The sequence below is a fragment of the Candidatus Dependentiae bacterium genome (assembly GCA_018266175.1).
In the GTDB taxonomy this organism is placed as follows: domain Bacteria; phylum Babelota; class Babeliae; order Babelales; family RVW-14; genus JAFEAY01.
Genome location: JAFEAY010000012.1, coordinates 24,654 through 39,364, shown reverse-complemented (window position 1 = coordinate 39,364; position 14,711 = coordinate 24,654). Strand labels below are relative to the sequence as shown.

Annotated in this window: 4 protein-coding genes; 3 read left to right on the top strand and 1 reads right to left on the bottom strand. The window is 39.2% G+C overall.

The genetic code is table 11. The features are described from left to right. Positions 1-43 precede the first annotated feature (43 nt). Positions 44-5,617 (bottom strand): hypothetical protein, encoded by a 5,574-nt coding sequence (locus tag JST56_03115; protein ID MBS1987960.1) that lies wholly within the window; start codon positions 5,615-5,617, stop codon positions 44-46. A gap of 240 nt (positions 5,618-5,857) precedes the next feature. Between JST56_03115 and JST56_03110 the strand changes: the two genes are divergently transcribed. From JST56_03110 to JST56_03100, 3 genes are all read left to right on the top strand, one after another. Next, positions 5,858-9,343 (top strand): hypothetical protein, encoded by a 3,486-nt coding sequence (locus JST56_03110; protein ID MBS1987959.1) that lies wholly within the window; start codon positions 5,858-5,860, stop codon positions 9,341-9,343. Positions 9,344-9,453: 110 nt separating this feature from the next. Next, on the top strand, positions 9,454-11,052 hold the full coding sequence (murJ, locus tag JST56_03105) for a murein biosynthesis integral membrane protein MurJ (GenBank protein ID MBS1987958.1): 1,599 nt from the start codon (positions 9,454-9,456) through the stop codon (positions 11,050-11,052). Positions 11,053-11,236: 184 nt separating this feature from the next. Further along, the gene (locus tag JST56_03100) at positions 11,237-14,695 is read left to right on the top strand and encodes a hypothetical protein (GenBank protein MBS1987957.1); all 3,459 of its coding nucleotides are present in this window, start codon (positions 11,237-11,239) and stop codon (positions 14,693-14,695) included. Positions 14,696-14,711 lie beyond the last annotated feature (16 nt).

Genomic DNA, 14,711 nt, shown 5'->3' with positions numbered 1-14,711 from the left:
TTGAGTTTAGCTGTCAATTTATGCAAGCACATACGCATGCTGTTCAAGCAGCTGCTCCAGTTCCCAGGCGTATTTGGTACCTGTTGCCGCAGACTCCCTGGCTTTTTGGATAATCAGCTTTAAAGAGGTACTCAAAGAGCTCAAAGGTTGCTTGGTCATTGCCGTGTGTATGTTCAAGAAGCTTGTTAATTGCATTTTCAGATTCTAGCATTTGAGTTAAGAAATGAGCCCAGGGGAACTGCCTGAAAAGATCAGATATAAAATCTGTTGTACAACCTTCTGTTGCCATTTGGTGCTCAAAAGCGTACTGATAAAAATATTTTTCAAGCTCAGGGAACTTTGCAAGTTCAAGCATGTTTTTATCAAGAGGGCTCAGTGTTTCAATTTCTGCGTAGGGCTTACGGGAAAAGAGTCTTTTTTTAGGAACCGACTTTTTTCTTGCAAGTTCTTTGTCTAAAAAGTACTTCTCAAATAGTTTTTGGCGAAGCTCTAAAGTTTCAGGATTCACGTTATCTGCAAAATATTTAAGAATTTCTGGCGAAAGGACAAAATACATATCAGAACGTATAAGTTGAGGAATACGTTCTTTGATAAGCTCTTTATCGCCCGCATTGATTGCAGCAAATTCTTGATCAAGGATAAGAAGTTGATAAAGGTGGTACCATGAACTGGTTTGGTTTGGTGAACATAATTCTTGAATATATTGGTGAAGAATTTCTTCTTGCGATGGTGAATTTGGGAACAAATCGAGTAAAGATTTAATATAAGCAAGGACTTCACGCGGAAGCATGCTATTAGTTTTACTGTTATGCAGAATGTATTTGATTAACTCTCGATTGATATAACCGAAAAACTTTTGCTCGAGTGCAGGAAATTTTTTGAGCTTTTTTACATTTTTCTTAAAAACACTAAAAGTAGATGCAAGGTTAATGGCGCATTTTTCTAAAGCATTTTGTCCAAGTTTCTGATTAAAGTTTATCTTTTCTAAAAAATAGCGCTTGAAAAAACGTTCTCGATCCCATGACATATCTTCATCTGAATTTGCTTCAAAGAAACTGAGCAGTAGGTCGAAAGCCTTCTTTTCATGATAATAGTAATTTCTATCAGCAAGGTAAATTATCTGATTTTTGATGAGCTTTCTATCTTCTTGGCTGATTTCAGGGCATGTTTGGTTAATCACAAATAACTGATAAAGTTTGCCGTACGAATTATACTGCGATGAACAGAGTGCTTGAATATACTCGTGCAAGATATCTTGCTCTGATGCTGGTTGTGGATCGATGCTAATTGTGTGTAGATCTTTCATGGCAAGTATGGGCTTCATTCGAGTCAGGGTGTTATGCGGATCTTCCTCGTCATAAATTCCACTTTCTACAAAGAGTTTGATGAGCTTTTTGCAACGGTCATCACAAGAAACATAGCGATAAAACTCTTTTTCCAATTCTGGAAACGCGGCGAGCTTTTTGAAATGTCTTTCAAATATCCAGTGCTCAAAGAGCTCCGGAAATTCACATGTTTTGCGTGAAAGGCTGTTATCTAATAAGAATTTTTCAAAAAATGCTTCTCGAGTTTCTGTAAAATCTTCGCCTGTGTTGAGTGCAATATAGTCAAGCAGTTGAGAGAAAATCTTTGACATTTCGCCATTGCCAGAATAAAAATAAAAACGATTTTCTTTCATAATTTTTAAAATACGTTTCTTGATGAGCGTTTTATTTTCTGAGCTGATTTCTGGATATTCTTGAGCCAGAAGCACAAGTTGATAGAGATCGCGTTCGTTGATATATCTGCCAGTGCTGCAGAGAGCTTGAATATACTCATGAAGAATTTCTTCATCTGAAGGTGTGCTGTCTGCATATATGCTGAACATGCGTTTGATTTGAGCAATAGATTCTTCAGGCTTTATTAATGTGCTTGAGTAGTAAGAAGAATATTCAGGTAAGCAGCATTTAATAAACATTCCATTCAATAAATTTAATGATGCAAGCTTCTGAATATTGTTTAATAAAAGATCTTTAATCAAGTGTTGTAAAAAAACCTCATCTTCATTAAATGTAATCAAGACGGTGTTTTTTATCATTACATGAAGTTTTTCAGAATCAATTCCAGGTTTAAGAAGCAGTGAAAATGAGATGCCATTTTTGTTAAGTATTGTTGCGGTCTCATCCAGTGCGTAGTCATAAATCTTTGAAGCTAGATTAACATACGTGTTAATGTGGTGCCACCGTTCTTCGCGAATGCCATAAAAACGTATATTAACCCGCATTGTGTCCGTTTGGTGAGGAGTCACAAGTTTTATTGATAAGCTATGGTTTCGCAGAGGTATATTAACCGTGTACTCAGTTGTATCAGCGGTGCATGCAATACCGGTGAGTGATGGAGAAAGTCTTCCAAAACATTCAATATTTCGTAAGATGGTCCCTAAAATTAAGCCGACATCAAGAGGGCTCTTGTGAGAAACATCATGCTCCTTGTGCGGCTGGGGTTTAATGAATTCTACTAGATTTCCTAGCAGGCACGCATTAACAACCTTTGAAAAGTAGCCACCCGAAATTGTATTTTTTGTAAGAAATGCTATCAAATTATCACGCTTACTGAGTTTTCGTGTATTTGATGTGGAGGGAGTAGTTGTGGATTGTGCCCACTGACAATCGATGGTATTACGTATCAATGCGCCCAAAATATTTAAAAGACTCTGATGTATCGTGGTAAAAAAATCTTCAAGTGTTTGTGGCTGGCAGCGAGAAAAGTCGGCGGCACTGCCAAGCGCAGCGGCTGCAACGTTAAAATCTTTGGATGGGTTGCATTGCGCGTCACTTGGTATCATGCAGTTGAAGATCCTCCTAAGGCCTTCTAGGTATTTTTTAAGTGGATAATTTGAGTGCAATGTAAGGAGCCCTTCGGCGTGCGGGGTCCACGCTTCAAGCAGGAGGAGGTACGACTCAAGGAGCTGCTTGAACTGCACACATTTTTCCTGAGTTTGGGTGCCGTTTTGGCAGACTCGACTTTTGACCGCTTTGGTTGCAAGGTCAACGTAACTGATCATTGTTTCCATCAGCGATAGTGTTGCAAGCGCTGAAAGTTTTTCCGCGTTGTGTGTTGCATGGGTATTAAACTCTTGCGATGTACAAAAGGGGACAAGTACATTATTGAGTTGGTCAAACAGGCGGGTGAAACTTTCAGGCTTTTGCCATTCGTCGATATCAATTACATCGATTTCTTTTTTAACCAGCATTAATTGCTCAAAAAACTCTTTGTTCTTCTTGAACTCATGAGCAATTGATTTAAAAAACGTATCAAATTTTTTTGGTTTAGTCGTAGAAAACATCATATTGATAAAGAGCGGCAGTATCTTAAATTTTTCAAAAAACATAATAACAGGTGCCTTCTGAGCAAGCTTGTGTTCGGATTGCTGGGCAATCACTTGTACCCACTGGTCAGCAATGGTTGACGTGAGTGCCTGCTGTGATCCTAAGCGAGCAATTTTAACTGCTGTGTAATTACAAAATGTTTGATTGTTATATTTTGCTATAAAATCCAGATCCTCTTGAAATTGGTTCATAACACTTTGAAAAGAATAATTTCTTACAAGGCCAATACGCTTTTCTTGAAACAGCAGCGCTTCAAGTAATGCAATGGGATACAGCCGTTCAAGCGACCGAGGTGGGGTGCCAATTTTTTCATGCACAAGGTGATAGATTTGTTCAAGGTTCAGAGCAAGTGGATACAGTTTTTTGAGTGCCTGTGTTGCCGCGAGTCCGCGTTGCTCGGTGAACGTGTATAAATTATCAATTTCGTTTTGAACGATCGTCTGGATTTGAGTAAGCGCTTCAAGCGCTTGCGGCGCATCGCCATCTTTGAGTTGTTCCACAAGGTTTTGTAACGTTTGCTTGCACAGCGACGCATCAGTTGTTGCAAAGCGTGTTAAGGGTCCCTGAAGAGGAGCAACAGAAAGTATGCTTGGAATAGGGTGATTGAACCTGCCAAGAGAGATAACGCCTTGGTGTGTTAGTGATTCAAGATCTTGATGGTACAAAGTTTCTTCAGATAATCCATTGATAATAAGTGCCTGTTGTAAATCGATAAAGAGTGATAGCTTTTCGCATGCTAACATTTCTTTGATTTGATCGATTTCTGGCGTGCATAAGATTGCAACGCCGCATCCTTTGAGCGTCGCTGCGGCGTGTGATGTTGCTTGAGCATTGCCTTGTACAATCACAATTTCTGCCTTTACTTGTTCAGATTTCATCTCATCAAGATAGAGCATGAGTGCATCGTCGAGCTTGTGCGCAATAATAATTTTTTTTGGATCGGTGATATGACGAACCGTTCCATCATCTTGATTGACCTTTGTACACCTGATTATTTTGTTGTGCTCGAGCTGAGCAATAGTTGCTGGATTGATGTATGTTGGAATAGTGTTTGGATTAAGTTGTTTAAGTGGTCGAGCTTGAACAATCCATACTATTTTTTGTTTTTGATCGATTACAAATTCGACGTCCATTGGCTTGCCGTAAAATTCATGAATAGCTTGAAGCGTAACCGAAAGTGCTTCCAGCGCTTCGTGGTCAAGTGAGTACGATTTGGTAAGAGCTTTGTCATTAGTAACAACATTTAATTGTGCAGTTGCAGCTTCAGGTGCAAACCGAGCAGGCTTACGCGCAAGCAGGCTGACTGCGGTGCCATCGTTGTGCAGATAAAAAGTATCGCTTGGAAAAACGCTATCGACGACGGCTTTGCAGTGACCGTGTGTCGCTTGTACCAGTGCAACACCAGGAGTGTTGCCTAGGTTCTCTTGGGTGTATGCAACACCCCCGGCAACCATGTTGCCATCAAATTCACCAACAACTTCTTGAATAAGGACAGAGAGGAGTGGGCGTTGAAAGAGCTGATCATCCTTCTCAGCAATACGTTGGGCAAATGATTTTTGACTGAAGTAAGAGGCCGGCACAGCGCCCATTGCTTTGAGAACTGAAGAGATATCTGCTTTGACAATTTCTTTGCTTTCATTGCCGCCAGCGTTAGTAACCGTATCGGTGTCTTCTTTCCCTGAGCTGCGTACAGTGATGAATTTTCCAGAAGCTGCACGAGGTTCTATAAAATTTTTGAGCTTTCTTGAAAGTGGTGTTTCTTCAAAGAAGCGCTCTTCAGAATAGTCAAAAAAGATTGTGTAAATTAGTCTGCCAATTTTTCCTACCCGTTTAAGAAAAAGTTCTTTATCGAAGACTTGCTGGTTGAGTGGAATAATTTTTTCTTGCCATTCTTCTTCAATGTTACAGACTTCGTCATAATTTAAAAATGATACCATTTCATCATCAGCGACTCCTAGAAATGGCGGCACGAGTCCTTTGTAGTTGTGCGGTAAAACTACAGGCTTAAGAATTTTTTCAAGTTCCATTAAATGTGCGGTTTTTGAGCCAAAACGTTCATGAGCGGAATGTTGAACAACATCAAGATTTAATTTTTGAAGAAGTGGTGTTTTTACAACTTCTCTTTTACTAAAATTATGATGTGCCGCATGATTGAGCAATGGTAATGGAGCTGCAACATCTGCATGAAGCCCAGATGCGCAGAGCGTCGTGAAAAAGAATATGGCATGCTGCCAGAAAGAAATACTCATATCGCAACAACCTCCATTGTTTTGATCGTGCCCATTCGGTAACGCGGTTATGCGTGAAGAGCCAATAAATAAATTATATTATCTAGTATAAAATATTTATCTGAAGTCGACAAAGGCCATAAAGTACCTATTTAAAGCCTTTATCTTGATAATTTCTCAATTTTTAATTCAATTTGACTTATTATTTATCTTTGGTACTTTAATCTGTAATACGCCATTAAAAATGAGGGGGTTATTCTTATGAAACTTTTGAAAAAATTAATACTATTTTTACTACCAATTTTGTTGCTTTCAGCCAATCAGGCAAATTGTTTTGATATTACAGAACTCAAAGGAACCTTTCAGCCCCTTAAACAAGAATTTAAACACCTTTCTCCCATTCATGGAGTGATTTGGTGGGAATCTGGCCTTATTCTGGAGCATTACACTGAGCTTGCCAATCCTGATGCAACCAAGCGTCTAGCTCGCCTTTTGTTTCACGATATCCAGGGGATACTGGATATTGCTCAGCATGATCAAAAGATTGCTCGCTATTTAACCCCTGCGGTTATTGGTTCGATAATAGGATGTTTAGAAGTTGCTCGTTGTTCAAATATTGTTAACGAAAATTTTCTGCAAGAAACTCTCTGCAAAGAAATTTGGAAATCAGAAGCGCTTTTTGCGCTTACTCAACATTGTGAAGTTTTGGATCACAAGATACAAGAAAAAGAGCATTTAGTTTCCCAAAAAAATATTATTGAGAAAGCTTTAGGGCAATTTAAAGGGCACTTGATTAAAAATTGTAAAATGAGCCCAAAAGAGATTGGGAAACTTGCTCCCGGGCAACTTTTTGATGAATCGCAAAAAATACCTGAATTAGAGTGGGGTGATCTTGCCATTTTTTCTATCTCTGAAAATGAGCTCCGTCATTACAATCATCAAGCAATTACTCAAGCTATAAAAAGTCTTGAACGAGAAATTACAAAACTTAATAACGACGCAGAAAATATCAAACGAAACGATCTAAAAAAACAAACAACTATTTTTGTTGAAACGCTCATAGCGTCTTTGGATCAGTGTGGATTTTTTACAACTCAGAATTCGCAGGGGTATTTACCACTAACCCCCTACGCGCAGCTTCTTGCCTTTTTGTACAAAAAAGCTGAATCGCGCGAGGATTTGTGGCATTATTTTACCAGCCTTGAAAAAACACTAAACATATCTCTTTTTTCTTATGTCATAGATGAAAATATTTGGAAGGCTTCTTTGTTTACTCAAGCTGAGGCTGAGGGGATAATAAAAAATTTTGAAACATTATCAACCAGTACCCAGTTCTCAATAGATGATTGCATGACTCATTATGAAAATTGGATGTTTGGGTATCTCTTTTCAAAAAAATTAGACCTTCCCAATCAAACACTTTTTAAAACAGTTCCATCGTTTCATACAAAATATCCAGATTGTACTGAAACCGTCATAAGAGCATTGTGCAATATTTTGATGTATGACAAACAGAGTCAAAATTTCTTACTTGATCACATGCTTAATACTTGCCCCTTAATTAAACGAGAAAATCTTAATCCAGCATTTTTAAAATTTTATGCCGAGCAGCATCGTGATGGTCTTATTTCTGACACTATCCGTAATGACCGATCTGGGCGATATGGAGTACATGCTGCATGGGCGCCAGTAGTAGAAAATTTACCATGGGTTTGTTACAAGCGACTTGTAGATAAGGAAAGTTTTGAAGTAATTAATGCTCCTCAGATATTTAATGGGTTTATTTCGTGTAGAGATAGTGCTGGAAATGCGATTGTATCAACCGAAGGCCTTGAGTATATTTTTCCGTCTACAACAGTTGGAACAAAAAAAATTGATGAAACAACATTTGCAAAAATAGTTTATGCAGGTCAAAAATATTGTGTTTATGATCCTGAACAATATTATGCTGTCGAGGTAGCTCCATCATTAAAAAATATTGTTATTGTTCTAAACTCGCTTTTGGGCGGGAACCTTTTTGGTGATATGACCAATTCTTTTTTTGATAAAAATTTTAATTCAAAATACTTTTCTTTGTTATGCAATATATTTGGTTGGACTGTTGCAGATACAAGTCTTTTGGACCCTGATTTAAAGGCCAATAAGGCAGAATGTTGTATTAAGATTACAGCAAGCAATGGGGCGCCTTTTGAAATTGGCTTCAGTAAAAAACATGCTCGATGGGCTCTTGCAAAAAATTGGGGCGTTGGTGGAAATCCGATAAGTAATGTTATTATTGCTTTAGGTAGAAGTTTTTCAAGTATCTTAAGTCGTGACTTAGAATATAGTGATACTGATATTTTTTCTTTATCAAACCTGTTCTTCTTGTGCTCTGATAATCATAGAAATTTGGATGTTTTTTTGACAACATCTCATCTCAGGCCGGTTGTATTCAATTTTTTGCACAGCCTTTACAACCAGATTGCAAAGATGCAGCTGGATAACGACCAAAACAACTTTGATATAAATATACATAACAAGCTTATATCATTCATTGTCTCAACAGTAGCACGATTAGATGAAAAAATTTTCGCTCCTCAAGAGTTATCAGCATTTGCCCCAGTTATTAATCTTATTATCATGCTTACTCAGGGTCTTTCGTGCCATGATAACTGTTTGGGTTTAATAAGTGTGCTCAGAAGTTTACTTGAAACAAAAAAAATGATTCAATGTGATGCAATTAAGAATTTGATTACAGATTTATTTAAAAAAATAGAGCAGAAGGAAAACACGAAAGCTCTGTATAATCTTCATAAGATTTCAGTTGAGTATGATTATCCCTTTTATTCGTATGCCCAAACTCGACAGCTCATTCTTGATAACCTTCAAAATGAACAAAATGTGCGAGAGCTTTTTTCGCTTATACAAACTGTAGCATACAAGGGTAAAGATTTTGATTTGTGCATGCAATCGGTAAAGTCTGGTAATGCTCAAGCCATTACAACTCAAACTAATGGCGTCATGATATTGGCAGAACTTTTAGCGAATTGGAGCATTCAACAAATTCAACAAGATCATCAAGCAGGCTTTAATGAACTTGTTGAGCTTACCCATGTCAGAGTTGAAGCTGCTCTTAAGCGTATTGATCATACGCTTACAGGGCAAGCATTGATCGCAGCTCAAGAGCTTGCGCGTAAAAATGTACTCAGAAACGAGCTTCTCGATGTTATTACAGGGATGGAATTTTTGAATACATCATCAAAAATACAACAAATAAACTTTTTTAAAGATCTTGTTTGCGTGCCCTCACCTCAAGGTTATCTTTTGAGTAAAGCGTTAGAAGTAGCCTATCGCTATTGTGCTTCCGATGAAATTATTGGTGTTCGAAAAGAGGCACTTCATTTGTTGTCTAAAGTTATTGATAAGCAAGGATATATTGATAATGTGTGTGCTTTTGCGCACGATGCACTGCTTGATCAATCAATAACAATCCGTACCAAGGCTATTGCACTTTTTAGAAAGATTCTTGAGAGTATCACCTGTAGGTCAAATGAATTACAACCAGACCGTATTGCGATTATCTTTACTGAAATAGGTCAGTCAGCTCAAAGTGCAATTCAACACCAGGACAAAAAAATTCAAAGTTTAGGAACAAGGCTTGATGAAATGTTGCAGAGGGCTCAGCGACAGTTAAGCGGCGCAAATAAAAGAAAAGTGGTGGGTGGGTCATCATTGCAGCAGATACGTAAAAAACGCAAGGAGCAATAAATCTATTGCCTGATGAATCTGTTCTCTCAGCCTTGAAAAAGCCAAGTGATTGATCTACACTCCAGCAGGAGTTTTTATTACATTACTTTGTTTATCAAGAGACGGATTACATGAACCTACATCTCAGTAAAAAATCAATTCTGAAAAAGACTTTTCAAGTTGGTAGTCTTACATTGTTAAGTCGAATTCTTGGCATTATTCGCGAAACGCTCCAAGTGCGCTATTTTGGTGTTGGAGCTGTTTCAGACGCATTTATTACCGCATTTAAAATGCCCAATTTCTTTCGGCACGTTTTTGCAGAGGGAGCACTGAGTGCTTCGTTTGTTCCTGCAATTGTGGGCTCAGTTAAGCAAGGCAAACAAGAAGAATCAAACGGTCTCATGACGCTTTCGTTTCTTTTCTTTGAAGGCATCATCTTACTGATGTACGTTGGCGTGCTCTTTAACACAGAATTTATTGCAAAGCTTATTGCGCCAGGTTTTTCAGAAGAGCAAATTGCTTACACCATTCCTTTTTTACGCATACTCTTTCCGTTTCTTCTTTTTATTTCAAGCAGTGCCTTGCTCGCAGGTGCTTTGCAGGCGGTGAATCATTTTTTTGCACCGGCCTTTGGTCCGTCGCTTATGAACATGTTCTATGTCGTAACGTTAATTGGATGCTTGGCATACAAGTTGCCGCCAACCGTTTTGTGCTTTGGCATTTTGATGGGTGGTATCGCGTGGATGATGATGCATGTTTACTTTTTTATACGAAAAGGTTTCTTCTTTGGTGCGATAACTCCTGGAGCAATCAAAGCCTTTAAAAATGTTTTAACTAAATTTTTACCCTGCCTATTTGGGGTAAGTATTTTTGAAATTAACCTTTTTATTGGTGGTATGGTTGCATCATATTTGCCTCAAGGATCGGTATCACTTCTCTACTACGGAAGCCGTTTTATGAATATTCCGCTTGGAATTTTTGCCGTAGCACTTTCAAGTATTTTACTGCCTCATTTTTCACGCACTGTTTTGTATGCTCCTAAGCGTTTGAGTTTTTATCTTCTTGAAGTAACCAAACTTGTTTCTTGGGTTATTTTGCCTGCAACGCTTTATTTTTTATTTGTTTCACGTAACTTTTTTGAGCATGTTCTTTTGTCAAAAAAAGCGACTGCATTTCAGATCGATCAAGCGGTTGTTATTTTGATGATCTACATTATGGGTCTCTGGTTTTTTTGCATGAATAAAATTTTATTGAACCTGTTTTATTCAATGAAAGATACCTGGTCTTCAACCATAGCTTCCGGTGTATCTGCCGGCGTAAACGTGCTGGGTGATCTTGCTTGGATTTATATTTTCTTTAAATATGATTTAACCAATGTCGGCCCGTACGGGATTGCAGCAACTGCTGTGCTTGCCGGTGCAACGTTGAGTATGGGCTGTTTTTCATTTTTAAAAGTACGTCATCAATTTACTTTTTACTTTGGTAACTTTATCAATTTTTTATGGCGTTATCTCGTGCAATTGAGCATGGGCACGGCTCTTTTTTATTGTATCTATTCACTTGCCCAATGCTATTTTGCTACAACAGCCTGGGCACAATTTTTTGCAACAGGTCTTGGTTATTGGCCGTTGACCGGCGGCTTAGCGCTTGCAATTATGTTGCTGATGCATCGCACCAAAAAGATTTTTGGCATCAAAGTTTATTTCTTGGAGTTAAAAGAAGTTCTTTAATTTGAACCACATTACAAGCACCTTCATCCTCCTCATTCAGTCATTCATCTGAGCGACAAGGTTCTTTACTTTTAACGTCAAGTTTCCTAATCTAAGCCAGCAAGGGAGCGCAAGCACTACGCTGGCTTTTTTGTTTGGTTAAGTCCAATGTATCGGTACATTGGCAGGAAAAGGAGAAGTGGTTGTGAAGAAATACATTCGTTCTGGCTGTATGCTGCTTGTACTATTAATAAGCAAAAATTATCATCCCCTTTTTTCATATTCAAATATTCCTGACATTCCTATCATTGATGATCACATAATTGACGCTCGCGTTATTGATGTTGAGCAAGATTATATTGGGCAAGCAGAACAATTTATTGACGATTGTGTTGATTTGGGATTGCACGCAAAAACAGCAGCACAAGTTCAAGAAATCGAAGAGCTTGCTGATGTTGGTTTGCGTTCAATTATCGGTCAAGCGGTTGATAGTGAAAGCAAGCCGATTGGTGTCAAATTTAATAAGACCGCCTTTTCTAACAACAACTTATACCTTGGTGCAGATGAAATGCCGCCTGATGAAACCTATGCACTTGCTCGAGCAACGGTGCAAGCGGTACGCGGTACTGATGGTAAGCTTGTCAATCACGTAGAAGTAGTTGCTTTGGCTCAAGATGAAGGCACCAAAGTTAATGGTGTTGAAGAGGCTCACCCGCTCAAAGGGCAGATTATTGATCACCTGACTTTGATGGGTAAGCGATATCCGGTTGCAACCATTGCCGTAAGTGATGGATCAACGCTCAACAAGGTAGTGCTTGTAACCGATGAAGTTACCGGAAAAAATGTTTTAACCAATAAAACTCATGAGCTTAAAGATGCTGCCGATACGTTGCTTGAAGATAAGCAAATAGTTGGAGCCCTTGCAGCATCAAGCGACACCATTTTTCTGGCAATACCTCCAAGTGCAGCAGACTTTGGCGCGGACAATTCAGGCTTTGTTCGGCTTAAAAAAGCAACCGACCAAGCGAATGGTTTAGAGATGCAAAAAAGAGATGGCACCATAGGTCAAGACTTTACTTATAAATTAAATCTTGATGCCCATACGCTTGGTCAAACTTATCCAATTTCGCCGCTCAAAAATACTGAGCAGGTACAAATTTCTTTTACTCCTGATCCTATGAAATGCCAGTTTATAACCGGTGCTGCGGTTGGTCCTGATGTTGATATGTACTGGGACAGCTCGCTCAATCGTTTATACATTGGCCTTGGTGAAGTTGCGGGTGACATGGAAAAAAAAGGTGGTGTTCTGTGCGTACTGGTCGGACGCATTGACCCTAAAACAAACACCATGATTATTAATCCGATTATTCCGTTTGATACAGCCCCACAGCTTTTACCCCTTAATGATCTCACCCGCATTGTCGGCTTTCAGAGTGATAAAGCAAGCAAGATACAAGCCTCTGCTTTTAAAATTCGCACTATGAATACCAGTACCGGAAAAAATTATCTTATTGTGAATGGTGGTGTTGATACGCTTGCAAATGCTGCGCGGCTCAATCCGCTGGTATCGGCACTCCCACTTGTTCCAACCAAAAAAACTCCAACCAAAGATAATGATGCTCAAGATATTGGGTTGCTTGCAAATAAAAATAATCGTTCGTTGGTTGCAAAAAACGCAGCACAACTCCTCACCAAAAATGATTTAGAAACTCAAGTGGGCATGAGCCCGGCATATTTGGGGCATAACCTGACTGCATTTGAGAAAGACAAGCCACCTGCGCCCCCTGTTTGCAACAGAGGTTTTCTTAACCAACCACAAATTATTGATATGAATGTTGTTGGTGACACTGTTTACGTGAGCTTGGCGGGGCAGCGTGATGGAATGTCACGCGAAGAGCAAGGAATCTTTGCAAGTACAGCAATTTTTGATGAGCAGGGAACGGTGCGTGCATGGACTCCATGGGAGCGACAAATGGGGCGCATCGAGCCTGTGTATGGGTTTGGTGTTGATACGGCATCGCAAAATATTTTTTATCTTGATGATAGCAAGGAATCAATCAAAGCTACGCAATGGGGACGTGGAGATTTTACAATTTCGGCAAGTGGCGGCATTCATAATGCCAGTCCGCTTGCAACCGTGCTTGACGGATTTACTCAAAGTTTGACGATGTCAGCAACATTTGGGCCGGTGTATAACATTGTTAATTTTGATGATGAAACACCAGGCTTTAAAGCTTATGCAAAAGAAAAAGAGTTTGCTCCATTTTCGATGATGGTTGCAACAGGAAATCAAAAAGTTGCGCTTGTACAGACCGGTGTGCGTGATGGTACCAATGTTTTTCAGCAGACCGAGCAATTTATAGCAGGTGATACAAAAACGCTGACAAATAACAATGTTTTTATTTTTAACGACGAAGCGCTTAAGGGCGCAAAAAAAACCGGTAACGCAGCAAAAGATGCAAAGTTACCTCAAGGTATTGGGCAAATTGTTACCGCAGAAGTTTCGCGTATTCCGCTTTCGGATAAAGCATTTACATCGGAATGTAACGGTTGGATATTTGTTGGTGGGACCCAGGGTATTGCGGTGCTTAAAGATTCATTTGGTGCTGGCTGGGAAACAAATAAGGGTAAAGGGCTTGATCAACTGCGCACAGGAAATCAAGTTTTTACCAACATTTTTCCTGGTAAAGGGTACAGCTTTTTACAGCTCAAAGACAGCTCCAACACAAATCTATTTAACGATACGCGTAGTTTGCTATCGGATGGAAAGTATCTTTACATTGTAACGAGCAACAAAGTCTTTCGTTATGAAATAAATGCAGCCGACTTTGTTACCGGAAAAATTGCTCAAGAGCGGTTAAAAGAAATTATCAACAGAGATCTGTCACTTGATGAAAATGGTAATAAATTTTTAACCAATGCTCAGCTCTCCAATCTTCTGGTTGTTGATAAAACAACCAATGCTCGACGTTTTTTGTTGGCAACATCAAAGGGGTTATGGCTGAGCAATAATGCGCTGACCGATAACGGTGATGTAATGTTGGAAAGCTCTACCGGTTCTGCGCTTGAAAACCTTGCCTGGACCAATAAAATTGGCAACGCTGCAGGCACCGGTTCATCGCTAGATATTCCATTTCCACTCGGGCAGGTGACTGATGTGCAACTCATCGCTGCGCGTCGAGGGAGCCACTTTAATGGTGATATACTTGATACAAACTTACAGGTCCGTGCTGCCGACGAAGCAAATAAAAATCTTTCGGTCTATCGCTTTAATGTTCAAAAGCAGGATGATCCACAAAAACAAGGAAGTTCAAAAGTTTTTGTAAAAGCTTTTAAAGAGCCTTATTTTACCGACACGGTTCTTGATTACAACAAAGTGGTGCAAGAAACCAAGCGAACCAAAGAATTTTATAAAATCGGAACATTGGATGCTGGCGTGGCAACAGGGCTTGACGATCCGCTCAATGTACCTTCTGGTTTTAATGTACAGGCGATTCCTCTGCGGCCTAACCCATCCTATTTTCTACAAGCAAATCAAGATAAAAGTGCTATCGATCTTAACCAAAAAATTAGATTTAACGATCGCTTTGCAAAGTTTGTACGCGACACCACATCGGGCGCCGTGTATGTTCCAGGACTTTTTGGTGTAGCGGTTAATGAATAGTCTGAAAATGAGAATT